At 42.8% G+C, this 23,514-nt stretch carries 22 protein-coding genes, 1 pseudogene and 1 other annotated feature; of the genes and pseudogenes, 10 read left to right on the forward strand and 13 right to left on the reverse strand.

Annotation, left to right across the window (positions count from 1 at the left end; all coding sequences use genetic code 11):
* The first annotated feature begins 2 nt into the window (after positions 1-2).
* Together LKJ51_RS00430 and trxA are read left to right on the forward strand one after the other, a co-directional pair.
* A complete protein-coding gene (locus LKJ51_RS00430; RefSeq protein WP_291978575.1) occupies positions 3-767 on the forward strand; it encodes a TerC family protein in 765 nt (254 codons plus the stop codon).
* Positions 767-1,090, forward strand: coding sequence for a thioredoxin (gene trxA, locus LKJ51_RS00435; RefSeq protein ID WP_291978577.1), 324 nt, complete (start codon positions 767-769; stop codon positions 1,088-1,090). The genes LKJ51_RS00430 and trxA overlap by 1 nt, the downstream gene beginning before the upstream one ends.
* A gap of 62 nt (positions 1,091-1,152) precedes the next feature.
* Here the strand turns inward: trxA and LKJ51_RS00440 are convergent, their stop codons facing one another.
* The 8 genes and pseudogenes from LKJ51_RS00440 to trpX all read right to left on the reverse strand — a co-directional run bounded on the left by LKJ51_RS00440 (position 1,153) and on the right by trpX (position 7,233).
* Positions 1,153-1,482, reverse strand: a complete 330-nt coding sequence (locus LKJ51_RS00440) for a hypothetical protein (protein WP_291980019.1) — start codon at positions 1,480-1,482, stop codon at positions 1,153-1,155.
* Positions 1,483-1,622: 140 nt separating this feature from the next.
* The gene (locus LKJ51_RS00445) at positions 1,623-1,844 is read right to left on the reverse strand and encodes a hypothetical protein (protein WP_291978579.1); all 222 of its coding nucleotides are present in this window, start codon (positions 1,842-1,844) and stop codon (positions 1,623-1,625) included.
* A 2-nt stretch (positions 1,845-1,846) separates the two neighbouring features.
* A pseudogene (locus tag LKJ51_RS00450) lies at positions 1,847-3,182 on the reverse strand (MATE family efflux transporter).
* 396 nt (positions 3,183-3,578) lie between these two features.
* Positions 3,579-3,908 carry an ArsR/SmtB family transcription factor gene (locus LKJ51_RS00455; protein ID WP_291978580.1) on the reverse strand — a complete coding sequence of 110 codons (330 nt, stop codon included), beginning with the start codon at positions 3,906-3,908 and terminating at the stop codon, positions 3,579-3,581.
* Between the two features lie 32 nt (positions 3,909-3,940).
* Positions 3,941-4,516, reverse strand: a complete 576-nt coding sequence (locus tag LKJ51_RS00460) for a cadmium resistance transporter (protein ID WP_291978582.1) — start codon at positions 4,514-4,516, stop codon at positions 3,941-3,943.
* Positions 4,517-4,590: 74 nt separating this feature from the next.
* Entirely contained in the window at positions 4,591-5,355 is a 765-nt protein-coding gene (locus LKJ51_RS00465) for an ABC transporter ATP-binding protein (RefSeq protein WP_291978583.1), read from the reverse strand.
* Positions 5,348-6,247 carry an ABC transporter permease gene (locus LKJ51_RS00470; RefSeq protein WP_291978584.1) on the reverse strand — a complete coding sequence of 300 codons (900 nt, stop codon included), beginning with the start codon at positions 6,245-6,247 and terminating at the stop codon, positions 5,348-5,350. The genes LKJ51_RS00465 and LKJ51_RS00470 overlap by 8 nt, the downstream gene beginning before the upstream one ends.
* Positions 6,244-7,233 (reverse strand): tryptophan ABC transporter substrate-binding protein, encoded by a 990-nt coding sequence (gene trpX, locus LKJ51_RS00475; RefSeq protein ID WP_291978585.1) that lies wholly within the window; start codon positions 7,231-7,233, stop codon positions 6,244-6,246. Before trpX ends, LKJ51_RS00470 begins: the two co-directional genes overlap by 4 nt.
* Positions 7,234-7,643: 410 nt before the next feature.
* Between trpX and LKJ51_RS00480 the strand changes: the two genes are divergently transcribed.
* From LKJ51_RS00480 to LKJ51_RS00490, 3 genes are all read left to right on the forward strand, one after another.
* A complete protein-coding gene (locus tag LKJ51_RS00480) occupies positions 7,644-9,185 on the forward strand; it encodes an ABC-F family ATP-binding cassette domain-containing protein (protein WP_291978587.1) in 1,542 nt (513 codons plus the stop codon).
* A 41-nt stretch (positions 9,186-9,226) separates the two neighbouring features.
* The gene (locus tag LKJ51_RS00485; protein ID WP_291978588.1) at positions 9,227-10,012 is read left to right on the forward strand and encodes a putative ABC transporter permease; all 786 of its coding nucleotides are present in this window, start codon (positions 9,227-9,229) and stop codon (positions 10,010-10,012) included.
* A 71-nt stretch (positions 10,013-10,083) separates the two neighbouring features.
* Complete coding sequence (locus LKJ51_RS00490; RefSeq protein WP_291978589.1) at positions 10,084-10,677, forward strand: glycoside hydrolase family 73 protein; 594 nt, start codon at positions 10,084-10,086, stop codon at positions 10,675-10,677.
* A gap of 291 nt (positions 10,678-10,968) precedes the next feature.
* Here the strand turns inward: LKJ51_RS00490 and brnQ are convergent, their stop codons facing one another.
* Both brnQ and LKJ51_RS00500 read right to left on the reverse strand, forming a co-directional pair.
* Complete coding sequence (brnQ, locus tag LKJ51_RS00495; protein ID WP_291978590.1) at positions 10,969-12,348, reverse strand: branched-chain amino acid transport system II carrier protein; 1,380 nt, start codon at positions 12,346-12,348, stop codon at positions 10,969-10,971.
* A gap of 84 nt (positions 12,349-12,432) precedes the next feature.
* Positions 12,433-12,675, reverse strand: a binding site (T-box leader).
* 68 nt (positions 12,676-12,743) lie between these two features.
* On the reverse strand, positions 12,744-13,988 hold the full coding sequence (locus tag LKJ51_RS00500) for a DUF2325 domain-containing protein (protein WP_291978591.1): 1,245 nt from the start codon (positions 13,986-13,988) through the stop codon (positions 12,744-12,746).
* Between the two features lie 124 nt (positions 13,989-14,112).
* Between LKJ51_RS00500 and LKJ51_RS00505 the strand changes: the two genes are divergently transcribed.
* Positions 14,113-15,192 (forward strand): DHHA1 domain-containing protein, encoded by a 1,080-nt coding sequence (locus LKJ51_RS00505; RefSeq protein ID WP_291978592.1) that lies wholly within the window; start codon positions 14,113-14,115, stop codon positions 15,190-15,192.
* Between the two features lie 60 nt (positions 15,193-15,252).
* Here LKJ51_RS00505 and LKJ51_RS00510 read toward each other — a convergent pair whose 3' ends face one another.
* The 3 genes from LKJ51_RS00510 to LKJ51_RS00520 all read right to left on the reverse strand — a co-directional run bounded on the left by LKJ51_RS00510 (position 15,253) and on the right by LKJ51_RS00520 (position 19,415).
* On the reverse strand, positions 15,253-15,903 hold the full coding sequence (locus LKJ51_RS00510; protein ID WP_291978594.1) for an HAD family hydrolase: 651 nt from the start codon (positions 15,901-15,903) through the stop codon (positions 15,253-15,255).
* Between the two features lie 97 nt (positions 15,904-16,000).
* The gene (locus LKJ51_RS00515) at positions 16,001-16,912 is read right to left on the reverse strand and encodes a proline-specific peptidase family protein (protein ID WP_291978595.1); all 912 of its coding nucleotides are present in this window, start codon (positions 16,910-16,912) and stop codon (positions 16,001-16,003) included.
* A 97-nt stretch (positions 16,913-17,009) separates the two neighbouring features.
* Positions 17,010-19,415: a Xaa-Pro dipeptidyl-peptidase gene (locus tag LKJ51_RS00520; RefSeq protein ID WP_291978596.1), complete on the reverse strand. Its 2,406-nt coding sequence runs from the start codon at positions 19,413-19,415 to the stop codon at positions 17,010-17,012.
* A gap of 298 nt (positions 19,416-19,713) precedes the next feature.
* Between LKJ51_RS00520 and LKJ51_RS00525 the strand changes: the two genes are divergently transcribed.
* Genes LKJ51_RS00525 through LKJ51_RS00540 form a run of 4 tightly spaced genes read left to right on the forward strand, consistent with a single transcriptional unit; the run spans position 19,714 to position 23,499 of the window.
* On the forward strand, positions 19,714-20,808 hold the full coding sequence (locus LKJ51_RS00525) for an ABC transporter ATP-binding protein (RefSeq protein ID WP_291978597.1): 1,095 nt from the start codon (positions 19,714-19,716) through the stop codon (positions 20,806-20,808).
* Complete coding sequence (locus LKJ51_RS00530; protein ID WP_291978598.1) at positions 20,808-21,614, forward strand: ABC transporter permease; 807 nt, start codon at positions 20,808-20,810, stop codon at positions 21,612-21,614. The genes LKJ51_RS00525 and LKJ51_RS00530 overlap by 1 nt, the downstream gene beginning before the upstream one ends.
* On the forward strand, positions 21,614-22,429 hold the full coding sequence (locus tag LKJ51_RS00535) for an ABC transporter permease (RefSeq protein WP_291978599.1): 816 nt from the start codon (positions 21,614-21,616) through the stop codon (positions 22,427-22,429). Before LKJ51_RS00530 ends, LKJ51_RS00535 begins: the two co-directional genes overlap by 1 nt.
* Positions 22,426-23,499 (forward strand): ABC transporter substrate-binding protein, encoded by a 1,074-nt coding sequence (locus LKJ51_RS00540; protein WP_291978600.1) that lies wholly within the window; start codon positions 22,426-22,428, stop codon positions 23,497-23,499. The genes LKJ51_RS00535 and LKJ51_RS00540 overlap by 4 nt, the downstream gene beginning before the upstream one ends.
* The last annotated feature ends 15 nt before the right edge of the window (positions 23,500-23,514 follow it).

A 23,514-nucleotide genomic window follows, 5' to 3' on the forward strand; every position in this document is an offset into this window, starting at 1 on the left:
TGTTGTCACTTTTAGGAAAACTTTACGGTCCATTCTTTGATGGTCATAATTGGGCAACCGTTATTACTTCAGGTCAGGATTGGCTAATCATTTTTTCACTGGTCTTGATTGAGTGTTTGCTGTCAGTTGATAATGCAATCGTTCTTGCTGCCCAGACTCGGGTACTGCCATCGTTAAAAGAGCAGGAAGAATCACTATTCTATGGTATCTGGGGTTCGTATATTTTTCGTTTCTTGGTTATCGGTCTAGGTACCTACTTGATCCACTTTTGGGAAATTAAGGTTCTGGGATCTGCCTACTTACTTTACCTGGTTTACCGCTTCTTTAGCGCAAAATTCGGTAAGAAAGAGATTGGAGAGAAGAAGACTAAGAAGCGAAAATGGGGGACAAAGTTAACGGGACGGAAATTATTCTGGTCCGTTGTGGCTCAAATTGAAATGATGGATATTGTCTTCTCAATTGATTCCGTTTTAGCATCGCTGGCCGTTTCCAGTAATCCAGTAATTGTTCTGATTGGTGGAATGATCGGGATTGCATGTATGCGGGGAGTCGCTGAGGTGATTATGAAGCTAATGCGGAAGGTCCCTGAGCTTGAACCAATGGCATATATTCTGATTTTTGTTATTGCGATTAAGCTATTTCTTACCATTCCGGCAATTGACATTGAAATCCCATCAAGTGTCTTTGGAATCTTCGTTCTAGTTGTCCTTGTGGCAACCCTAATTATCCATTACCTTCGCCGACCAAAGAAAAAGGAGAATGAATAATGGCTAAAGAAATTACTGATCAGACATTTGTAGCGGCTACTAAGGATGTGCCACTAGCAATTGTTGACTTTTGGGCACCATGGTGTGGGCCATGCAAAATGATGGCACCGGCCTTGGAGCACCTTGAAGAGAAATACCATGATCAGATTAAGTTTTTTAAATTAAATGTTGATGATAATAAAGAAATCGCCGCTAAATATAAAGTGATGAGTATCCCAACCTTAGTACTTCTTCGCAATGGGGTAGCTAAGGAAAAGGTAACCGGCTTCTATCCAGAGGCAAAGTTAGATCATTACTTAGGGCGAAAAGTTAACGAAGCATAAAATATAAAAGCCACTAGAATTCGGTTTAAGCGAGTCCTAGTGGCTTTGTTTTTGTATTAAGTTTAGTTGTTAACCTTAACCCGAAAGTTGTGGTGGAGACCATGCCAAATATGGTGGTCGAAAAAGCCGATTGCCGGGCCGTTTGTAAATAACGCAAAAAGGGTCCCGATATTGATGGCATATAGGTGGCCGTCAATTAAAAATATGATTAGCATAATGATGATTGGCGGGAGAAAATTAACTAGTTGAGCAACAATAACGTTATTGTGAAGATAAAGAAAACGGAGAATGTTGGTAGTATCGTCGTTCGGGTGCATTATGAGGTTAGCTCGCTGATAGATTGAAATGGCACAGCAGAACGAACGTGAGCACCCCAATGAAACAGAGAACAACACGGATAATTATTGGTAGTTTTGGAACGCCTATCCAGTTAAAGAAGGCCAGAAAAACATCAACAAAGTAACTAAAGCAGGCGATGAAGCCAACTTCACCAAAGAAACGTAATTTATCCCATTGGTGAATCAAAATTTGATTAGCAATTGCTACCTAGTACACCAACAGTAAACATCGGTAAGTCGACTGATGTACCAACGATTGCAGCAATGTTAACTTCCGAGGCGGTCCATGGACTTGTCCCCATGGCAGTTGAAGCTGTGAGACCATTTCCTAATGCATTTAGAACTAATCCGATAATCAGTGCAAGAATCCGGATTGACATCGGATTGTTGTGGTGGACCAATTGTGAAGTTTTCAATATTAATTTCCTTCTTTGTTAAAATGCGGTTCGTAAACTTTATAGAAAATAAGACTTAATATTAACGTTAGCATATCTGAACAAGCCTGAGCCGCTAATATCCCAGTGTAGCCGAAGAAGTGAGCTAAGATTGCAATTGAAAAGCCAAAGATGAGTCCTTGACGACTAAACGAAAGCCAGAAAGCAGGAGATGCCTTTCCCATTGATTGGAAGGCCGTGGTGAATACCAAAATAATCCCAGCAAACGTTGTTGTTAACGAAAGCCACCGAAGCATTAATGCTCCTTCTTTAACGATTATTGGATCATTCATAAAGATCCGAATAACGTTTGGGGCAAAAATGAGAAGCAGAATTGTTAATCCGATGTTAATTGAAGAAATAACAAATAGATCAAAGTGAATAATTTCATAGAAGCGTTTTTCGTTTTTTGCCCCATAGGCATAACCAATTAAGGGCTGAGCACCAAAAGCAAAGCCGACGATAATCATCACGATGATGGAATTGGCTTTCATCGCAATCCCCATTGCGGCAACGCTATTAGCCCCCGTATGAAATTAGATAACGATTGGTCATGGCAGTTGCAAAGGAAACCATGATGTTAGTGATTGAAGCGGGGATACCGATTGCATAGATTTGCAATTGAAGATGACGATTGATTTTGGTTTCGTGAATCGAAGTCGTCAACTTTTTACTTTTTGTCCTTAAGTAGTAAACCATGATAATATCAGCAATCACGCTAGAAGTAACGGTCGCAAGTGCTGATCCCGCAGCTCCTAATCCACAAGTGAAAATAAAGATCGGGTTAAGGAAGACGTTAATGATTGTACCGGCCATTGAGGCAATCATCGATTGGATCGCCAGACCTTCTGTTCGGAGAATATTGGTTGGTGATAGGCCAAAGATGATAAAAGCCGCACCCCAGGCGATTACCAAGTAATACTCACGAGCGTACTTCCAAGTGGTTGATGAGGCACCGAGCATGTGAAGAATCGGGTTTTGAAAAATTAACATTAATGCGGTGACGATGAGTCCACAAGCAATTGAATAGTAGAAGCAATATCCTGAAACATTTCTTGCAATCCGGTCCTTGTGTTCACCAAAGAGGCGGGAGATTAGCGAGCTACCACCAAGACCAAAAATATCACCGATCGCAATCATCAGGGTAAAAATTGGTGCTCCCTGAGATACCCCTGCGACCAAGTCAGGGTTACCGGTCTTCGAAACGAAGAAAGTATCAACTAGGTTATAGATAAGTGTGACAGCCATGCTTAGCACCACTGGTAGTGCAAGGGTAAAGTAGGCTTTTCTTATTGAAGTGTGTTCAAATAGGTTATCCACAAAAATCCTCCTGTTAGAAATAGTTATTTAAATCATTAAAGAGACCGAGGATAATCTCAGTCTCTAGTATTTAAAGGATATTGATATTGTAGCGCAGGAGGGGATGGTTGTGTAAGGACTTTTTATGACTGGAGTGAGAGCTCGGCTCAGCTACTGTGCTTCGCCGAGTTTTCTACTGTTACATAGTTTAAACGTACTTCGCCCCGAGTTCCCTAAAGCTAGCAACCTCCACCTCCGACGGCAAGGCGCCGTTGCTTAGACGACAGAGTCGAGATCTGCTTGCCAGGGACTTGCTAGAGCTAACGCACTTCTGGCTAGACGTGAACAAGTCACGCCTTCGCCAGAAGACATCGTTAGCCAACCGCAAGTCCTCTGCTGGCTTCGCACTCTCTTCCTCTAATACAAATTCTTCGGATGTGGTTCGCCTTTGATTTCGTGTTTAACGTGGGCGAGCATGTCATCGGTTAATTCCATGATATGAGGATCATCAAGAATGTAGAAGACTCGGGTGCCGGAGCGGCGAGAACAAACTAGTTGGTAACGACGGAGGATTCCTAGTTGTTTGGAAACCACTGGCTGAGCAAGGCCAAGATCATTAACAATTGTTTTTACATCAACCTCATTAGTTTGATGACGAAGGTAGTAAAGAATTTTAATTCGCGTACTATTGCTTAATACTTTGTAAATCTTTGCCGCTTCATTAATTAAGACATCTGCTTGTTCCACGGGTAAAGTCCTCCATCGCTTTTTGATGAATATTATACCAGACCAACCCACTGTGCCAAGTGATGAATCAGTCCACTATCAAAGAAGACATAGATTCCGACCCCAATATAAACAATCTTCATTAACAGTTCACTATACTTATCCATAAACCGAGCGACTGGAGATAGTTTGCCGATTCCCTTAATCAAGATTACAACGAGAACGGTGAGGATCAGGATGAAACTCAATGCTAAACCAAAGTGACTAAGCGGAATTCCAGTTAAGATTGGTAAGAAGATCGAGAGATTGCAGCCAGAACAAACTGCAAGGTAAGTTATAAGAACAATTAGAATTGGCGATCGGGTGGCTGATTGCTGATTTGGATCTTCGTCATTATCGTGAAGCGCCATGTAAATTGGTAAAATTCCAAGAAAACCAAGGATCCATTCGGGAAGGAAGAGTGCAAGAACCTTTCCGGCAGCAAAACTAGTGGTGACCAGGAGTGCGACCCCAATCACATAGCCAATAATGACGTCTCGCAATGGATACTTATTAACCAAACAAAGCAAGATAAAGAAGAAGTCCAGGTTAACTGCGATAAAGGTAACAAAAAGAAGCCAATAATTCATGGTTTAAACCTCCAATATTCCAAAAACGATATATTTCATTTTAAATATATATCACTTTTGGAATATTTACAAGGTTAATCTTCAAAATAGGTGTAAAGTTTCTCTGTTGTTAGGGATTCCTTTTCTTCTCCCTTAAAGTCAGCTTTAACTTGGCCGTCTTTTAGGACAATTAGGCGATTCCCGTAAGTTAAAGCATCCTCAAGGTGGTGAGTAATCATTAGTGCTGTCAGGTGATCCTGATTAATCCGTTCATTAGTTGCGTGGAGGAGGTTTAAACTTGTGTGCGGATCAAGGGCAGCTGTATGTTCATCCAGTAGGAGAATGTCTGGCCGCTTAAGAGTTGCCATTAAGAAGCTTAGGGCTTGACGTTGACCACCAGAAAGTGCTCCGGTTGCCGTTGTCATCCGGTTCTCAAGACCATTGTTCATTGTAGCGGCAAGTTTAGTAAACCGTTCCATGTTCTGCTTAAGTTTACGAAGAACGAGGTGGCGCTTTTCACCACGCTTTATAGCAAGTAACATGTTTTCAGCAACAGTCATTCGGGGAGCCGTTCCAAGCTTAGGATCCTGGAAGACCCGAGCAAGAAAAGTGGTTCGCTGTTCTTCGGTTGAATGGGTAATATCTTTACCGTTATGAAGAATTTGCCCGCTGTCCGCTTGGAGATTACCCCCGATGACGTTGAAGAGGGTTGATTTTCCAGCACCGTTAGTGCCGACAATGGTAATGAAATCTCCTTCATTAATTTTAAGGTTAATCCCCTTAAGAATTGTGGTCTCGTTTGCGGTGCCCTTATTAACAACCGTCTTGACATTTTTTAGTTCTAAAATTGGTTTATTCATGTGGCTGCACTCCCTTCATGATTGGCTTCCGGAGATGAACGACCTTTTCTAATTGTGGTAACATCATGCAGATTGCGAGGACAACTGAAGAGATCAAGTTAAGATCATTAGCGGAGAAGCCAAGTTGGAGTACCGCAAGAAGGATTAGCCGGTAAATAATTGAACCGAGGGTTACGGCAACTAGTCGTTGGTTAAGTGTTAAATCACCAAACGCTACTTCACCGATAATAATGGAAGCAAGGGCAATTACGATTGTCCCGATCCCCATGTTAACATCAGCGTAACCGTTACTTTGCGCTACTAGAGCACCACAAAGGGCAACCATCCCGTTGGAAACCATTAGCCCCACATTGATCATTGAATCGGTGTGAATCCCTAATGATTTAGCCATTGTTGGGTTATCACCGGTGGCAATGAAGCCTTGACCATAATCGGTTGCTAAGAAAAGCATCATTAATACCGTAACGATGATGATTACGATCAGACCGACAGAGACACTGTCAAAGAACTGGGGGAGTTGCTGAAGAAAGTTACCATTAAAAAGGGTCGGCTTTCCAAGCAAGGAAATGTTAGACTTTCCCATAATCCGTAAGTCAACGGAGTAAATCGCGGTCATTGTAAGAATCCCGGCTAAAAGACTCGGGATCTTCCCCTTAGTATAGAGGAGACCAGTGATTAGTCCGGCGATCATCCCCGCACCAATTGCTAATAACGTTGCCAAAAATGGGTTAATTCCGTTTGAAATAGCGGTAACGGCAGTAGCAGCACCGAGAGGAAAGGTCCCTTCAACAGTCATATCAGCAAAATCGAGAATCCTAAATGTAAGGTAGAGACCGAGACCGAGAAGAGCCCATAACAGTCCCTGCCCGATTGATGAGACGATTAAATTCATTTGAATACTTCCCCCTTTGTTTGAGCTTCGTGTTCAAATTGAGCTGGAATTTGAAGGTGGAGCTTCTTTGCCTGCTTAAGATTGAGGACCGGGTCACCATGGCGTACATACTCAATTGGCATGTTACCGATCTGCTTCCCCTTGATTACTTTTACCGTCATCTTGGCACTCATAACCCCAAGTTTGTATTGGTTAACGCTATATGTAGCGACACCACCCTGTTTAACCATCGTATCACTAGCTGGAAAGACGGGTTTGTTAACTGCATCGGCATTTTTTACTAGCGTTTGCATTGCACCGGCAACTGTATTATCGGTTGGGACAATCACGGCATCGACTTGACTTAACATTTGTTGTGAAACCTGGTTTAAGTCGTTACTGTTAGAAATCGAGTAAGCCTTAAGGTTGATGTGCATTTTCTTGCATTCACGGACAATTTGGTGGTAACCAGTGACACCGGAACTATCGTTTGAAGTGTAAATGACCCCGAGTGTTTTTAAGTTTGGTACAAATTGCTTAATCAATGTTAATTGTTGATGAACGGGTGCAAGGTCAGAGACCCCACTGATATTGCTACCAGGGTGTTCATTATTTTTTACAAGTCCGGCACCTTGTGGATTAGAAACCGCACCAAGGACGATTGGAATTTTACTGGTTGAGTTCGCTAATGCTTGGGAAGCTGGTGTGGTAATTCCAAAAAGCACCGTTGGATTATCGTTGGCTAATGTATTCGCCATCGTCTTCAGGTTACTTTGATCACCGTTTGCGTTTTCGTATTCAATTTTAATATTTTTACCGTTGTGGTAACCTTCCTTAGCAAGTTCATCAATAAATCCTTTGTAGATCTGGTCTAAGGCGGGATGGTGCATTAGAGTTAAGACACCGACCTTCGGAACTCGCTGCTTAGTAACGCCGCCATTTTCAGTGAAAAAGGCGATCCCGAGGAATCCCAACAATAGGATAATTACCGTATACATCCTTTTCATAAGATAAACTCCTTCCAAATTAAAAAACGGAGAACCACATGCGAATGGCTCCCCGTTTTAACAAAAGAAAAGCCTGCATGTTTGATCCATGCAGACTGAATAAATGATCACTTTCAGCCGGCACAGATGCAATCTGTCATCTCAGGTTGCATCCATGACGAATTCAACCCGAACTACCGGCTTTGCCAACGAAGACTTAACTTGTTGCGATTTAAAGTAATCATTTAACATTCTCCCGTTCATTTAGATTGTCTATAGTTTAGCGAAGGGTTATCTGGATGTCAAGGTAAAAATGAGACTTTTTTAATAATCACATTAAAGAGTGGAGAAGGCTTTGGTTTGGAGAGCAATTTAATTTGTGTTACCATATTAAGCAGTTTAAAACGGCAAAATGAGGAGAGAGAAACGACATGGCAGTATTAGATGTCAAAGGACTGACGATGAGTTATGCTGATAAACAGCTCTACGATGATGCGAGCTTCCAGCTTGAAAAGCATGAACATATGGGAATCGTTGGCCAAAACGGTGCAGGGAAGAGTACACTTATTAAGATTCTAATCGGTAAGGTCCTTCCAGTGGCAGGAACGGTTACTTGGGCGAAAAATGTCAAAATTGGTTATTTGGACCAGTATGTGGATATTCCAAAGGGGATGACCCTGATTAAATTTCTTCATACTGCCTTTGCCGATCTCTATGAAATCAATGACCGGATGAATAAGTTGTACCAAGATTACGCTCAAAACATGGACGATGAACTGCTAACTAAAGCGGGTCGGTTACAAGAACAGCTTGATGCCCATAACTTCTATGATATTGAGACGGAAGTTGAGCGGGTAATGAACGGACTAGGATTGACTGAAATTGGGAAGGATCACGTTGTTTCGGAGATGAGTGGTGGTCAACGGTCAAAGATTATTTTGGCTAAGATGCTGCTGGAAAAGCCAGATGTGATCCTGCTTGATGAACCGACTAACTATCTTGATACTGCTCATATCGAATGGCTAATTGATTACCTCAATAACTTTGATGGGGCAGCAATGATTATCTCGCATGACTATGATTTTCTGGAACAGGTAACTAACACGATTTGTGACGTGGCGTTTGGAAAAATTACTAAGTATCGCGGTAGTTTTGAGCAAGCAATGCGGCAAAAGGAAGAGCGGAAAGAAACTCAAGAACGCGAATACGAAAAGCAACAGGTTGTCATTGAAAAGGCCGAGCGCTTTATCCGTAAGAATAAGGCCGGTTCAAAGTCAACAATGGCCAAGTCACGGGAAAAGATGCTTGCCCGGATGAAACGGATTGATCCACCGGCAGATAATCTAAAAGCAACGTTTAAATTTCCGTATGAAAACACTGGCTCCGCAAATGCACTCCGGGTCGAAAAACTTTCGGTTGGTTATGGACACCCATTATTAGCCCCTGTAACTTTCTCAATGACGATGGGAGAAAAGCTTCTTTTCACGGGATTTAACGGTGTTGGGAAGTCAACGTTGATTAAGTCAATTCTTAAGAAGATCCCTGCCCTTGGTGGAACTGCAACCTTTTCGCCATCCGCTAAGATTAACTACTTTGATCAGGATCTTGAATGGGATGATCCATCGTTAACGCCATTACAGACGATTCAGAATATGTTTCCAACGATGCAGCCAAAGACGATTCGTCAAAAGTTAGCCCGAGCTGGAATTAACGCGGCAAACACGATGAAGCCATTGCACCTCCTGTCTGGTGGTGAGCAAACCAAGGTGAAGTTGGCAATCCTCGAGTTAACGCCATGTAACTTTTTGATCATGGATGAACCGACAAACCACTTGGACGATGAAACGAAGGATGGGTTAAAGACAGCTCTCCAAAATTTCCCGGGAAATTTAATTTTGGTTAGTCACGAACAGAGCTTCTATGAGGGTTGGCTTGATAAGATCCTGAACGTTGAAAAACTTAGTTTAAAATAAAAAATATGAGACAATAAATACTGAAGGGAGGATGCGGTGTTATGCACTACTACTCATTATCAGAAATTATTGTCTTATTTTTTACCTATTCAATTGTAGGTTGGTTATGGGAAACTTTTTACTGCTCAATTAAGGATCATCATTATGCCTACCGGGGATTTTTGTTTGGTCCGTACTGTCCAGTATATGGCTTTGCGGTTACAACAATCCTAATTACCGCGGAACCGGTTAAGCATAACCTACTTCTCCTATTCATTGTTGGTTTTATCGTTGCTAGTATTTTTGAGTATTTTGCAAGCTTGCTGCTAGAAAAACTTTTTCACATGAAACTTTGGGATTACTCGAAACTAAAGGGAAACATCCAGGGACGGGTTGCTCCAGAAATATCACTGTTCTGGGGAATTGGCGTCGTGTTCCTGGTTAAATATATCCAACCATTTATCCAAAGAATCATTAACTGGGAAGAAGCGAGAACTCACGGCTGGCTAGCGGTAATAATTGTTCTTGTGATGGGAACCGATACTGCTTTAACAATGATCAGTGTTCATCAATTCCATACTTCTACCAAGCAGTGGGATCAACGGATTAATCAACACCTTGAAGAACTCCACCAGCGAATTCATGTTGCGGGACCTGCCGAAAGCAAACTACTAAAACACCGCTTAGCAAATTGGCGTGCTGAGGTAACGGATAGTGATGAACTGCGGAAGTTTAAGCAGCAGCTTTCTTGGAACCAACGGCGGCTGATTAAGAGCTTCCCAAGAATGAAGCTGACTGATACGAAGCGGTTTAATGAAGTAAAGAAGAACTTAGTAAAGAAAGACTAAAATTACTCGCCTTAAACTAATTGATTGGCTATAATAAGCGCGAATGCTTATATCAAAAGAGGAATAACAGGATGAAAAAAGAAACTAAAATTATTTCGGCAATCACGATTGTATTCTTACTCATTGTTTTTGCGATCTGTGGAATTACAATTAAAAACAACCCGATGTCGGGGATGCCACGACAAATTCACGATCAAAACATGACAGTTCAAGAATTTGTTTCCCAGGTTGCACCAGCTGCTCAACGGGAACAAAAGAAGTATGGTATTCCGGCCAGCATCACCATTGCTCAGGCAGGACTAGAATCTCAATGGGGTAATAGCCGCCTTGGTAATAAATATAATAACCTGTTCGGAATGAAGGCCACTAAGGGTGAAGAAAAGGTTCGGATGTACACCATTGAAAACATTAATGGTAAGCGCCGTTATATTCCCCAATACTTTGCCGTTTACCAAACTTGGGACGATTCAATTAAGGCCCACACTAACATCATTGTGAACGGAACTAAAGATAACCACCACCGTTTCGATGGCGTTCGGACCAAAACCGACTACCAAAAAGCCGCCCAAGAGCTCCAAAAGAACGGTTACGCAACCGATCCCAACTACGCCAACAAACTCATCTACGCTATCCATAAGTTTGGGTTGGAGAAGTATGATAAATAGAGTGCCTTCGCCCCAAAGGTTTTCCGGAAGGCTAGCAATTTCTCCTGACGAAGGCGACCTGCGCCTAGGAAGGAGGTTGCTAGCCCTAGGAAACTCGGGCGAAGCACGTTTAGGCTATGTTGCCTAGAAGTGTTAGTTCTAGTAAGTTCCTGATGAGCAGATCTTTACTATGTAACAGTAGAACCTTAGCTCTAGAAAACTCTGGCCAATGTTACATTATCAAAAAAATAGCAGGTACCGACCTATTATCAGTACCTGCTATTTTTTTGATCTTCAAGATTATATTTTCTATTAATCAACCTCAGTCTGATTAACATGAACTTGGTTGCGACGGAAGAAGTGGAATGCGAGACCAACAGCTAATCCAACGAGGGCTGGAACAACCCAGGAAAGGCCCATTGAAGCAAGTGGCAACATCTTCCGGACACCAGCTACCCAGAGGCCAAATGAACTTTGACTAACAACCGCTGGGAAAGCAACGACCATGTCACCAAGTGCGGGAACCACTGTTAAGAGAACAACGAAGAAGTAGACAACGCTGTCACGATGGAAAAGTGGTGAAGCAACGGAAAGAACGATCAATACCATTGATAATGGGTAAAGGAACATTAACATTGGGGTAGACCAAGCAATGATTTGATCGAGACCAAAGTTGGCAGTTAAGAATGAAGCAAGGCAGCTAAGGGCTAACCAAGCGTGGTAGCTAACCTTTGGAAAGTGTTTATGGAAGTCTTGGGCAAAGGCAGCAACTAAACCAACAGCGGTTGTTAAACAAGTAACCGTCAAAAGAAAGGCAAGAACAACTTGACCAAAGGCACCGGCATAAGCGTTAACTAATTGGTTGAAGGCAACACCACCATCAGGAGAAACCTTAAAGCGTCCAAGTGACATTGCACCAAGAACGATCAAGAGAAGGTAGATAAAGCCGATGGCACCAACAGCAAGAAGGCCAGAACGGGTAACAACCTTAGAAACAGCGCCTGGACGACGAACGCCCATCCCTTTAACAGCAGTAACAACAGTAACACCAAAAGCTAATCCGGCAAGAGCATCCATTGTGTTGTAACCTTCAAGGAAACCATTAGTAACAGCACCGTGAACGTAAGCGCCTGTTACGGGAGCGCTGGCAGGGTTACCAAGTGGATTAGCGAATGCGACAACGAAGACAAGAAATAAGAGTGCAAGGAAAACTGGGTTCAAAACTTTACCAACATTTGAAAGAATGCTGTTTTCCTTGTAGGAGAAAGCAAAGGCGAGGACGAAGAATACCGCGGAGAATAGGAGAAGTGCCCAACCTTGAGCTGCTTTTGGAACGAACGGAGCGACACCAACAGTGAATGATACGGTTGCTGTCCGGGGAGTTCCGAATAATGGACCGATGGTAGCGTGAATCAGGACCATAAATACTAGGGCAAACACTGCGCCAAGCGGCCGACCAACGTCATAAACCCCTTCTGCACGAGTTACGGCAATTGCTAATACTGATAGCAACGGGAGTAAAACTGCGGTAACGAGGAAGCCTAATGCGGCTGGTCCCCAATGAGCACCGGCTAATTGTCCAAGGTGAAGGGGGAAAATTAAGTTCCCAGCACCGAAGAACAATCCGAATAGTAGTGAAGCAACAACTAAGTATTGCTTAAATGTCAACTTTTTTGTTGTTAAATCCTGCATAATTAATTCCCTCCTAGGATATAAAAAGCATTAAATAATTGCTTTGATCCCAACAAAAAAGTCCCTTAACCAAAATTGCTTTGGCTAAGGGACGCTCGAGCGTGGTACCACCCTATCTTCGTATCATCATTGCTGATAATACCTTACACGTACGGCCCGGGACTGGGCGATACGCTGGCACGTTAATGGGTGCTACCATTAAATCTTACTATCGTTAAGACTTAAGCTCGAAAGTGATTTTCGATTAACGTTAAACCTATCTCCTTTCACCTGACGAGACTCGCTTAAGGTTACCGTTAATTTACTCTTCTTTCTCATTGCGATCGAATAATTAAATTGTTGTTTATTATTCTAACTAATTTTTAATCAAAGTCAACATTTTTTTAGAATCTTTTTTATTTTTTCTTGTAATTGGCTAAATCTTCGCTTGTTTGAGCATAGGCTGGATCGCCATTTAATGCTCGAGCAATTGCCCGTTCTACGGCTGTGTTTGTAGTGGTATTAGCAATTGCTAAAGGCTTTTCATAACGCTTAGCATGGTGGTTTGCCAGCTGGCTAATTCGGTGGTGGATCTTATCAATGCAAACCACAACAAAATCGGCTTCACGGATTTCCCGTTTCATCTTGCTGCTTGAAACCTTATCTTCCATCGAGGCATCAAGGGCATGGTAAATTCCGTGGTGCTTATCAACAACGTTCTTGAGTTCTTGTGAACGTTCCCGGTCGCCGGTGATGACGAGGACGATCCGTTGTTTCAAATCATAATCTAATTTTTTCTCGTAGTCGTGACGAGTGTGGACGGGCTTTTTAGTTTGCTTTGGCTTTTCAGGCTGCTTAGTAGTATCAAAGTCCTGCTTTTCATGAATCCAGCGAATTGATCCGTTCTTAGCGTCTTCAAGGCCGTTACCATGATCGAAGTAGGCATAGTCAATTACCATTCCGGCTTTCAGGCTCCGACCAGGGAACTTGAAAGGATCAATGACAATGGTGTTAGCAGAAGCTTCATCAAGGATTGAGTTTCCCTTCATTGTGGAACTGATCTGGAGAACATCTGAACCAGGAACGCTAGTCAGCTCAGCATACTCGATTACTTTGATCTTTTGGGGTTCGTAATCGTCAATGTGATCAGCAGTCACTCGACGGATCGCTGGTAGTCCACGAACAGTTTGTTGCGGATCCAGTTGGACGATATCACCATCCTCAATTGGAAAGTGAAGTGAGTGAATCAACGCTTCGTTATAGTAGCGATGATTAATCTCGGCACCGCTTAACTTCCTGTGGACGAGGTAAAGATCGTCCGCAGCAAGGCGTTCTTCTTGAGAAACAGTTTCAACTGCAGTCGGTTCAACCGGGAGAACTGAGTGGCTCACTGAATTAGTAGTTACCTCATGTGCTGGTCCGGTAAGGAGGGATGAGTGACTTGCTTGACGAATCCGTGGTGCTGGCCGTTTAGCCTTGTTTTCACTTTGAGAAAACCGCTTTGGCCGCTGGATTGGGGTGCTTGAATCGTGATCCTCATAGTGGTTTAAGATATTAATAACGGTGGTTAAACTGTGTAGTGTTTGTTTTAGGCTTTCTTGATCACTACTGGTACTTTCCAGCAGCTCAATTAAGTCATGTCGATAATCATATAATTGCATAATACTTACCCTTTCTAAATGCTTACTAATAACAATCATACCAAGAAGTTCGGAAAGTGTCAGGACATAAGTACGGGCTTACTGTATAATTGATGTGGATTAATCAAAGGAAATGGTAATAAACATGGCAAATCAGGTAATTAAAATTTTCTCACACAACGACTTGGATGGCTTTGGCGCACCGCTATTGTTAGAAGCCGTTAAAGAGACGATGTTCCCCAATTGCGAGTTTGATCTCACAAATTGTGGTGCAGGACGGATCGATGAAGAATTCGCTAAGTGGCTACAAACAGCAGAATCTAGCCGTGCCACTGATGTCTACATTATGGATATGACACCGGATAGTGACTATACATTTAAGCAGCTAAATACTAATTTTGCTAATCATTGGCTAGTATTTGACCACCATGAAACGGAAGCCAATTTACGGGAGCAATATTCCGCTAACAGCATTCGACCAGCTAACCCCAAAGTCAATCCAAGTGCAACCAGTTTGGTATGGGATTGGCTAAAGGAACAGCCGCACTTTAATGAATTAAGTGAACAGCGCCGTCAGCAGCTTGACTATCTTGTTGAGTTGATTCGCGCTTATGATACGTGGGACTGGCAAAATGATCCTGATATTACTGAAGAGGAACGGGTCGCTGCGGATAACTTTGACCAGCTGTTCTGGTTCTACCCATTACAGGATTCAGCGTCATTTGTATCCAATGTCTTTAGTACCGGTTGGGATGAATATTCCAAACAAAATCGCCTTCTAATTAAGACACTGAATGAGCGCCGGGCAAAGTACTTGAAGAGTCACCTTAAGGATACTCTGGTTACAAAAATTGACGGTCACCAGTTAGGAATCGTTTATGCTGATGACTATAAGTCTGAAATCGCGCACGAGTTATTGCTTCAGTACCCGGATGTCGAAGCAGCTTTGGTGATTAGCCCTGTTAGTGTTTCACTACGGAGTAACGGGAAATTAGACGTTGCTAAGTTTGCCGAAAAATACTTTAATGGTGGCGGTCATGCTGATGCCGCTGGTGGTCGCTTGACCATTAACCCAGTTGAGATTGGTGAACAGGCAGTTGCCGACAACTTAGCCGAAGTAATTAAGAACAGTCAGCAATCAAAAGCAGAAAATAATACAGGAACGCTTGCGGATAACCTCGATCCTGAAGTTGCTGCTAAAATGGCACAGTTATTCAAAAAATAAATGATAAAAATCCCCTAAGGTTAAACGATAAACCCTAGGGGAATTTTTTAGTCTCAATATTTAATCAACGTCCAATAAGTCTTGTGGTTTATGGAGCGGATAATCAGCACCTTGGATATTTTGTGGTTGTGATGATCCATATAGTGCACCAGCAAATTTAATTCCAGCGTTGTGGGCGGCTTTTAAGTCGTTAATCGTGTCGCCAACATAGACGGAATTTTCAGGACGGGCGCCCATTTTCTTCATTGCTAGCAGGATTGGATCAGGATCAGGCTTGTGTTTGCTGGTTAACTCTTCAGTTACGGCAACATCAAAATACTTTGTCCACTCGTAGTCATTAACAAAGTGTTCCTGGTAGTCTTCGCGAACTTTAGAGGTTGCAATGGCTAGCTTAGTGTCCGGACGAGCTGCTAACCCTGCAATCATTTCTTTGATTCCGGGGAAAGCCGTTACTAAGTCTTCGCGTTGGAACGAAAGCTCACGCCACTCAGCAGTCATTTCAGGAATATCTTCTTCCTTAACGCCCGCTTGACGTAGAGAATCGGCTCCAGTGATTCCGAACAGTTCTCGTTTCAGAGTATCAACTTGATCTGCCGGAACGTGGTAACCATGCTTTTCCATTACTTCAATCATTGGTGGCATGTATTTTTCGTAAGTATTAATCAACGTACCATCAATATCAAAAATAAAGTTAGTAATTTGGCGTGCCATAAAATAAACCTCGCAATCTTAAGTGTTTCCAGTGTCATTATACCAAAAGTAAGGTAATGAATTAATTAATTCAACCAGGCACTAAAGAAAGAGAAGGTTACTTGTTAAAAGTGTTATTTTCAACCTGACGGATAAAGTCAGCAAGGTGCTTGTAGTAAACGTCAGGATTATCAACCATGTGGTGGTGACCACCCTCTGGCGTTGTAACAAATTTAGCGTTTGGGATTAACTCAGCCATCTTTTTACCAGTGGCGAGAGGCATTGATTCGTGTTCACCAAAGGTTACCAGAGTAGGAACTTTAATGTTCTTAAGTTGGTTACGGAAATGCCAATCCTTTAATTTCCCGGTAATGACAAATTCATTATCACCTTGGAAGGCATTGTAAACAGCATCGCCACCAATATCCTTAAGGTGGTCAAGCTTGGAAGGTTGCTTCCGGTCAATGTAATTTTCATTCATTACCTGAACGTATTCTTGGTACTTTGGATTGCTGTAGTCGTTCTTTGCCTCACAGTCCTTCATGAAATCAACGGCTTCCTTAGGGAGAGTCTTTTCCCGAAGTGCATTAACATGCTTAACGTAGTCATCAATTTCGTCAACCATTGATGAAATGATTGCGCCCTTTAGGTGTTGACCGTATTTAACGGCATATTCTTGAACGAGCAAGCCGCCCCAACTTTGGCCGATCAGGTAGAAGTTATCAAGACCTAATTTTTCCCGAACTTCATCAACTTCGTCCAAGAAGTATTCATAAGTCAGGTATTTCTTCGCAATTTCAGGATCTGAGTAATCAGGCTGATCAGAGTAAAGTGAGCCTAGTTGATCGTACATTGTTACTTGAACGTTTAAGCCCTGCTTCTTTAATTGGTCAGCAGCATCTTCCCAGTATTCATGGTTACCACCTGGGCCACCGTGGAGGGCAAGCAAGTGAATATCACCTTGTCCTTGAGTATTTGTCCAAAGATGATAACCGTTATCAAGGGTGATAATCTTGGTTCCTGTTTTCATTCTCAATCTCTCCTTTGTTCGTATATTTATACGATATAAAGACCATTCTAGCACATGATGAACTTGCTTGTGAAAATAACGGTCTTAAATTGAACCATTAAAAAGGCATTACTCCAGGAATTTGTAATGAACTTTCGCCTGGTTTAATTGTGTAACTGATCGCCTCGTTACCACGGAGAGTAGCACCAAAGTCAGTACTGTAGATGACTAATCCAAGTTGGTGACCCTTAAGTAAATGGTGGAAAATTGGCTGAAGTTCAAAATGAATTTTCACAAATTGGTTTGCGGATAACTCATCAACTTGACTAGCACTATGACGGTTCTGCAAGTTGATATGGCCATCAGCGATCACCTTGAAGGCACTTGTCTTTTTCTGTAGACGGAATTCACGAAGATCATCACTAGCCCAGTGGAAGCCCAGTTGGAGACCATTGCGATTCATTAATACTGGAGATGTAGTTAACCGTTTGGCATTTCCAAAATCAACAAGTTGAGCACTAATCATTCCGTGATCAGCCGAACTGGCAACGGTGATGTCTACGGTTGGTGTTCCCCGAAGCAACAGATCTTGAGTGACTGGGGCAGTTCTTAGTTGATAAGAGAACTTTCCGTTATCCTGAATTAGAGCAGTTTGCCAAGCGATATTATCCTGGCACCACTTTTCAAAAGTTTCAGGCGATTGTTGATCGTTGAAGTGGACCTCTGTAACGTCTTGTGATTCTTTATCACTTAACCTTGCTTGATCGAAGTAAAGCTTTTTTCGCTTGCCAGCTGTCCACTGATCATATGTCTGCCAAGTTTCTGGTCGAGTATTATCCTGAACAAGGACATCAGGAAGAGTTTCATCAGCGTGGTTCTTTTGGCCCCAAAGTTTATTTGCTAGCCACAGGTTAACCATTTCGGAAAAGTCTAATGACTGGAAAGCGTTAATGTAAATGTGCTGTCCTTGGTGAAGAATTAGCTTACTGGTTACGGGGAGCTCCTGTAAACCGTCGTAAAGGGCCTTGACGTTGCTTGGCTTAACATTGGTGTCGTTTAGGCCGTGGACCATCATTACCGCTGCCTTAATATTCTTAATGGCAGGACGATAGTTTCGGTTGGCCCAAAAGGCGTTATAGTTTCCGGCTTCCCGATCCATCGCTTTAGCTAGGCCAGCGATATACTTAGTATTGGTTTCTTCGATTCGGTGATAGTCGGCAGGGCGCTTAGTTCGGCTAAAGGTTTCGTCTGCAAGAACATCTGCGTCTTCACCCTGAAAACCGCCAGCAGCCCGAACAAGACCATTTTCCCGGTAATAGTCATACCAGGAAGAAATAGCGGCTTCACTAATGATTGCCTTTAAGCCAGGGACGGCAGTAGTTGCGACCGCGGTAGCAAGGGTTCCCAAGTAAGAGCGACCAGTCATCGCAACGTTACCATTACACCACCAGGCCTTGATTTGGATCCCACTGTGTCTATCGGTAAAGGCGACTCGATCACCATGAAGCCATTCGACAATCGCCTTCATTGAATCTGTTTGTTCAGGTGAGCCACATGTTTGTAAACCATCAGAATCTTTCGTCCCGATTCCTGCTGAATAAACAATTGCGTATCCCCGGGCAGCAAGGTAGTTATTAAGCGTATAAGCAGGTGTTTCCGCAAAGCTTTCGGTAGCTATTTTACTTTTACCTTTTATTTCCTGATGAGAAAATTTCCCGGGAAATGTTGGCTCAGCTGGTGCTATGTCATCGGCGGTTTTATGGGTTAGGGGATGATTAACGTGGTGGGTTGCTTTTTCACCCCACTCGTCATTTGTTCCCTGGTTGTATGGACTAGCAGTAAAAACGGCGGGGACCTTTAGACCGTCATTGCTATCGACCGGACGGAGAATTTCAGCTTTGACGAGATCGGCGTGACCATCATAATCAGTATCCATGTCCGTTTCAACGTACACGACTTCACGGATGAATTTTGCGGGATCAAATGATGCTAGTGGCTTACCGTTGAAAAAGAGCGGCTTTTGTGAAGCGGAGAGCTGGTATGACCAGGCCATAAATCCTTCGCTGGTAAGTTGATCAATGTATGATTGCCCATTCTTATTTCTAGTGTTAAGGAGAAGGTAAAAAGCGGTTAAAACGTCTTCCGTTGACCAGCTGGTATGTTGGGCAAATGGCAGACCAATGTGTGCCCAATCTTCGAGGGGATGGTCGAGGCTAAAGTCAATTGCCGGTTCAAAATTAAGAAGCTGAAAAGCAACTCGGTAAAAGATATCGGTTGTTAACGGTTGGTCACGTTCAAGCCATTCGTCAACGGCGAGATCAGGGGTGGCTAACAGATCGTGAAGCCACTGTCGGATTGCGACCGGTTCCTGACTTGTTGTGTGGGTTCGAGTTAGTAGAGTTAGCCACATTTGGGTTGGATCAAGTTCAACTGCTTCGTTTCCTTTAAGAAGGTGGATTCGTTTTAGTTCACGTAGTTGTTCTTCTGGATTTGTTTTAGTAATGCTAAATTGATTAATATGCATAAAAATCACCTCATATTGTTCAGAGAGTGCTTAGGTTCGACTGTTATTAGTTCTACTGTAACATAGTCGAAACGAGTTCGCCGCGACCGCCACCTCCGTCTAATGTTCTACTGCAACATAGTCAAGATCGGTTCGCCAGGAGCTTGCTAGAGTTAGCAACCTCCTTCCTAGGCGTAGGACACCTTCGTCAGGAGAAATTGCTAACTTACCGCAAGCTCTTTGCTGGCTCACACTCTCTTAGTGATATAATTAATACGCCATTCTTAAGCGGAGAAAAAAGGGATTGCGGAGGACGGAAATGGGAAAGAATATTCTGGAATTTAAGCATGTTGGTAAGCGTTACGATGAAAATGTGGTTCTTCGAGACATTAATTTTGGGGTTGAGGCGGGGAAGTTTTATACGTTGCTTGGTCCGTCAGGTTCGGGGAAGACGACTATTTTACGGATTATTGCGGGCTTCGATCAGGCAAGTAGTGGTGAAGTCCTTTTTGACGGTCAACGGATTAATGATGTTCCGGCTAACCAGCGACAGGTAAATACTGTTTTTCAGGACTATGCTTTATTTCCACACATGAATGTTGCTGAAAACGTGGCATTTGGTCTTCAGATTAAAGGAGTAAAAAAGACGGTGATCCAGCAACGGGTCAAAGAAGCACTTCACTTAGTTCGCCTAGATGGTTACGGAGAACGAGCGATCACGGCAATGTCTGGTGGTCAACGACAACGGGTAGCGATTGCTCGGGCGATTGTTAACCGACCGAAAGTTTTATTGCTTGATGAAGCATTGTCCGCTCTTGATCATAAGCTCCGGGTAGATATGCAGCGAGAATTGCGCCAACTACAACGGCAATTGGGAATTACTTTTATTTTTGTGACCCATGATCAAGAAGAAGCGTTGGCAATGAGTGACCAAATCATGATTATTAATGATGGACGGATTCAACAGACTGGGACACCAGTTGATATTTACGATGAACCATTGAATCACTTTGTCGCTGATTTTATTGGGGAAAGCAACATTGTTCCTGGGGTAATGAAAAAGGACTATGTTGTTAACATTAACGGTCAGGACTTTGAATGTGTCGATGCTGGAATGAAGCCTAACGAAAAGGTCGAGGTTGTGATCCGACCGGAAGATCTCGATATTACCACGGTCGATAAGGGTGAGTTGAAAGCAACGGTAGACACCCAATTGTTCCGGGGAGTTGATTATCAGATAACTGCCCACGATCAGCGGGAACATGAATGGAAGATTAACTCGATCCATAAAACAACTGTTGGGGCACAGGTAGGAATTGTCTTCGATCCCGAAGATATTCACGTAATGCGCTATAACGAGTCCGAAGAAGACTTTGATGCACGACTTGACAGTTACGAGGAGGATGAGGATTAATGCGGCAAAAAGCACTATTTATCGTTCCCTACGCTTTATGGATTGTCTTATTCGTGATCGCACCACTAGCTTTAATCTTTTACCAATCATTTTTCGATTTGAATAGTCACTTTACCCTGGCTAATTACCAAGATTATTTAACTTCAGCAACATATTTGAAAATGACGCTAAATTCAGTTTGGTATGCGGCCTTAATTACGGTTGTGACTCTGGTGATCAGCTACCCGACAGCCTATGTTTTAACCCAGTTAGAGAACCGCCAGTTTTGGTTGTTGATCGTTATTTTGCCAACATGGATTAACCTTTTATTGAAGACCTACGCATTTATTGGTCTCTTTTCCCGGACAGGTTCAGTTAATCAGTTTTTACAGTTTATGGGATTAGGAAGTCACCAGTTGTTATTCACTGATGCTAGCTTTATGTTCGTTGCGGCATATATTGAGATTCCGTTTATGGTTTTACCGATCTTCAATGCATTGATTGAAATCAACCCGTCATTATTAAATGCCAGTAAGGATCTGGGAGCGACGTCATGGCAGACTTTTCGGCGAATCGTTTTGCCGTTATCAATGCCAGGGGTTAAGGCCGGAATTCAAGCTGTCTTTATCCCGTCACTATCCCTCTTTATGATTACCAGATTAATTGGTGGGAACCGGGTGATTACTCTCGGAACGGCAATTGAAGAGCATTTCCTAACGACCCAAAACTGGGGAATGGGTTCCACAATTGGTGTTGTCCTGATCTTGGCAATGTTTATTGTAATGTTTATTACTGGTGATTCACGGGAGAAGGGAGGACGCCACTAATGAAAAGGAAAGTTGCTTGGGGAAAGGTTTACTTAGGCTTAGTGTTCGTCATCCTTTATGCCCCAATCTTATATTTGATGATCTTTTCCTTTAGTTCTGGAAAGACGATGGAAAGGTACCATGGCTTCTCCTTTCAACACTACGCAGACCTATTCGCTGATTCTCGAATGATTACGATCGTGATCAATACCGTATTGGTCGCTGTTTTAGCGTCCTTAATCGCGACAATCGTGGGGACACTTGGTGCATTAGCAATCAAGGAAAGCCGTGGTGCATGGCGGAATAGTTTACTATCGCTTAATAACGTTTTGATGGTTTCTCCAGATGTGATTATTGGGGCAAGCTTCCTGATATTCTTTACGGTTCTTGGAATTCGTCTGGGCTTTATCTCGGTTCTTTTAAGCCACATTGCCTTTTCGATCCCAATTGTTGTCTTAATGGTTTTACCTAAGATTAACGAACTATCACCAACGTTAGTGGATGCTGCCTATGATCTTGGTGCGACACGCTGGCAGGCTTTATCTCGAGTAATCTTACCGGCAATTTCACCGGGAATCATAGCCGGTTACTTTATGGCATTAACGTATTCTTTGGATGACTTTGCGGTAACTTTTTTCGTCACGGGAAACGGCTTTTCCACTTTATCGGTGGAGATTTATTCGCGGGCACGCCAAGGAGTTAACCTTGAAATTAACGCTTTATCAACATTGATGTTCCTTGTTTCTTTGGCATTAGTAATTGGTTATTACTTTGTCAGTAAGCACGCAGGTCGACGTCAGCGAGTTGTCGCGGTTAAGGAGGGTGATGCTCAATGAAAAAACTTTGGGGCGCCCTTCTGGGGATTATTGCGCTGTGCTGTTTGCTAGCTCTTGGTGATTACCTAATGAACCGTCAGAGTAATGGAACCGGTGGACGAACTTTGACCGTTTATAACTGGGGCGATTATATTGACCCAGCATTGATTAAAAAGTTTGAACGGCAAACTGGCTACCACGTTGACTATGAAACTTTTGATAGTAATGAATCAATGTTAACGAAGATTCGTCAGGGTGGAACCAACTACGATGTTGTGGTGCCGAGTGAATACACTGTGCAGCGGATGAAGAAGGAGCACTTGCTTGCACCGCTAGATCACCGGAAATTAACTAATTTTCACTATATCGATCAACGTTTTTTGAACAAGGACTTTGATCCGGGAAATAAGTATTCGGTACCGTATTTCTGGGGAACGTTAGGCATTATTTATAATGATCAAAAGGTTGCTGGTCAAGATGTACAACATTGGTCCCAACTTTGGAATCCACAGTTCAAGAATAATTTGTTATTAATTGATAGTGCCCGTGATGTCTTTGCGATGGCGTTGATTACGCAAGGGGACTCAGTTAATACAACTAATTATTCAAAATTAAAGCAGGCTCAACATCATCTTCAGGCACTGACACCGAACGTTAAGGCGATCATTGCGGATGAAATGAAGATGTACATGGAGCAGGATGAAGCGGCTGTTGGGGTGACCTATTCGGGGGATGCCAGAGAAATGATGAGTGTTAATCATCACTTGCATTATGTAGTCCCTAGCGAAGGGAGCAATATCTGGTTTGATAATATGGTGATTCCTAAGTCGGCGAAGAATAAGCAAGCCGCTTACCAATTCATTAACTTCATGCTTCAGCCAGAAAATGCAGCCAAAAATGCGGAATACGTTGGCTATGCAACACCAAATAAGGCCGCCAAGAAGTTGCTGCCTAAATCAGTAACAGCTGACCAACAATTCTATCCGCCAGAATCGACAATGAAACATCTACAAACCTACAAGGATCTACCACGCCGAGTTTTGGGTGAGTATAATGATCTGTTTTTGGAGTTTAAGATGTTTAGAAGGTAATACAAAAAGATCACA

The organism is Limosilactobacillus sp. (assembly GCF_022651205.1).
In the GTDB taxonomy this organism is placed as follows: Bacteria; Bacillota; Bacilli; order Lactobacillales; family Lactobacillaceae; genus Limosilactobacillus.

What these genes read in the sequence shown, in the direction of transcription:
- trxA (WP_291978577.1), top strand. Translation starts at nt 767, where the DNA reads ATGGCTAAAGAAATTACTGATCAGACATTTGTAGCGGCTACTAAGGAT.
- LKJ51_RS00460 (WP_291978582.1), bottom strand. Translation starts at nt 4,516, where the DNA reads ATGAATTATTGGCTTCTTTTTGTTACCTTTATCGCAGTTAACCTGGAC.
- LKJ51_RS00465 (WP_291978583.1), bottom strand. Translation starts at nt 5,355, where the DNA reads ATGAATAAACCAATTTTAGAACTAAAAAATGTCAAGACGGTTGTTAAT.
- LKJ51_RS00470 (WP_291978584.1), bottom strand. Translation starts at nt 6,247, where the DNA reads ATGAATTTAATCGTCTCATCAATCGGGCAGGGACTGTTATGGGCTCTT.
- trpX (WP_291978585.1), bottom strand. Translation starts at nt 7,233, where the DNA reads ATGAAAAGGATGTATACGGTAATTATCCTATTGTTGGGATTCCTCGGG.
- LKJ51_RS00480 (WP_291978587.1), top strand. Translation starts at nt 7,644, where the DNA reads ATGGCAGTATTAGATGTCAAAGGACTGACGATGAGTTATGCTGATAAA.
- LKJ51_RS00485 (WP_291978588.1), top strand. Translation starts at nt 9,227, where the DNA reads ATGCACTACTACTCATTATCAGAAATTATTGTCTTATTTTTTACCTAT.
- LKJ51_RS00490 (WP_291978589.1), top strand. Translation starts at nt 10,084, where the DNA reads ATGAAAAAAGAAACTAAAATTATTTCGGCAATCACGATTGTATTCTTA.
- brnQ (WP_291978590.1), bottom strand. Translation starts at nt 12,348, where the DNA reads ATGCAGGATTTAACAACAAAAAAGTTGACATTTAAGCAATACTTAGTT.
- LKJ51_RS00500 (WP_291978591.1), bottom strand. Translation starts at nt 13,988, where the DNA reads ATGCAATTATATGATTATCGACATGACTTAATTGAGCTGCTGGAAAGT.
- LKJ51_RS00505 (WP_291978592.1), top strand. Translation starts at nt 14,113, where the DNA reads ATGGCAAATCAGGTAATTAAAATTTTCTCACACAACGACTTGGATGGC.
- LKJ51_RS00510 (WP_291978594.1), bottom strand. Translation starts at nt 15,903, where the DNA reads ATGGCACGCCAAATTACTAACTTTATTTTTGATATTGATGGTACGTTG.
- LKJ51_RS00515 (WP_291978595.1), bottom strand. Translation starts at nt 16,912, where the DNA reads ATGAAAACAGGAACCAAGATTATCACCCTTGATAACGGTTATCATCTT.
- LKJ51_RS00520 (WP_291978596.1), bottom strand. Translation starts at nt 19,415, where the DNA reads ATGCATATTAATCAATTTAGCATTACTAAAACAAATCCAGAAGAACAA.
- LKJ51_RS00525 (WP_291978597.1), top strand. Translation starts at nt 19,714, where the DNA reads ATGGGAAAGAATATTCTGGAATTTAAGCATGTTGGTAAGCGTTACGAT.
- LKJ51_RS00530 (WP_291978598.1), top strand. Translation starts at nt 20,808, where the DNA reads ATGCGGCAAAAAGCACTATTTATCGTTCCCTACGCTTTATGGATTGTC.
- LKJ51_RS00535 (WP_291978599.1), top strand. Translation starts at nt 21,614, where the DNA reads ATGAAAAGGAAAGTTGCTTGGGGAAAGGTTTACTTAGGCTTAGTGTTC.
- LKJ51_RS00540 (WP_291978600.1), top strand. Translation starts at nt 22,426, where the DNA reads ATGAAAAAACTTTGGGGCGCCCTTCTGGGGATTATTGCGCTGTGCTGT.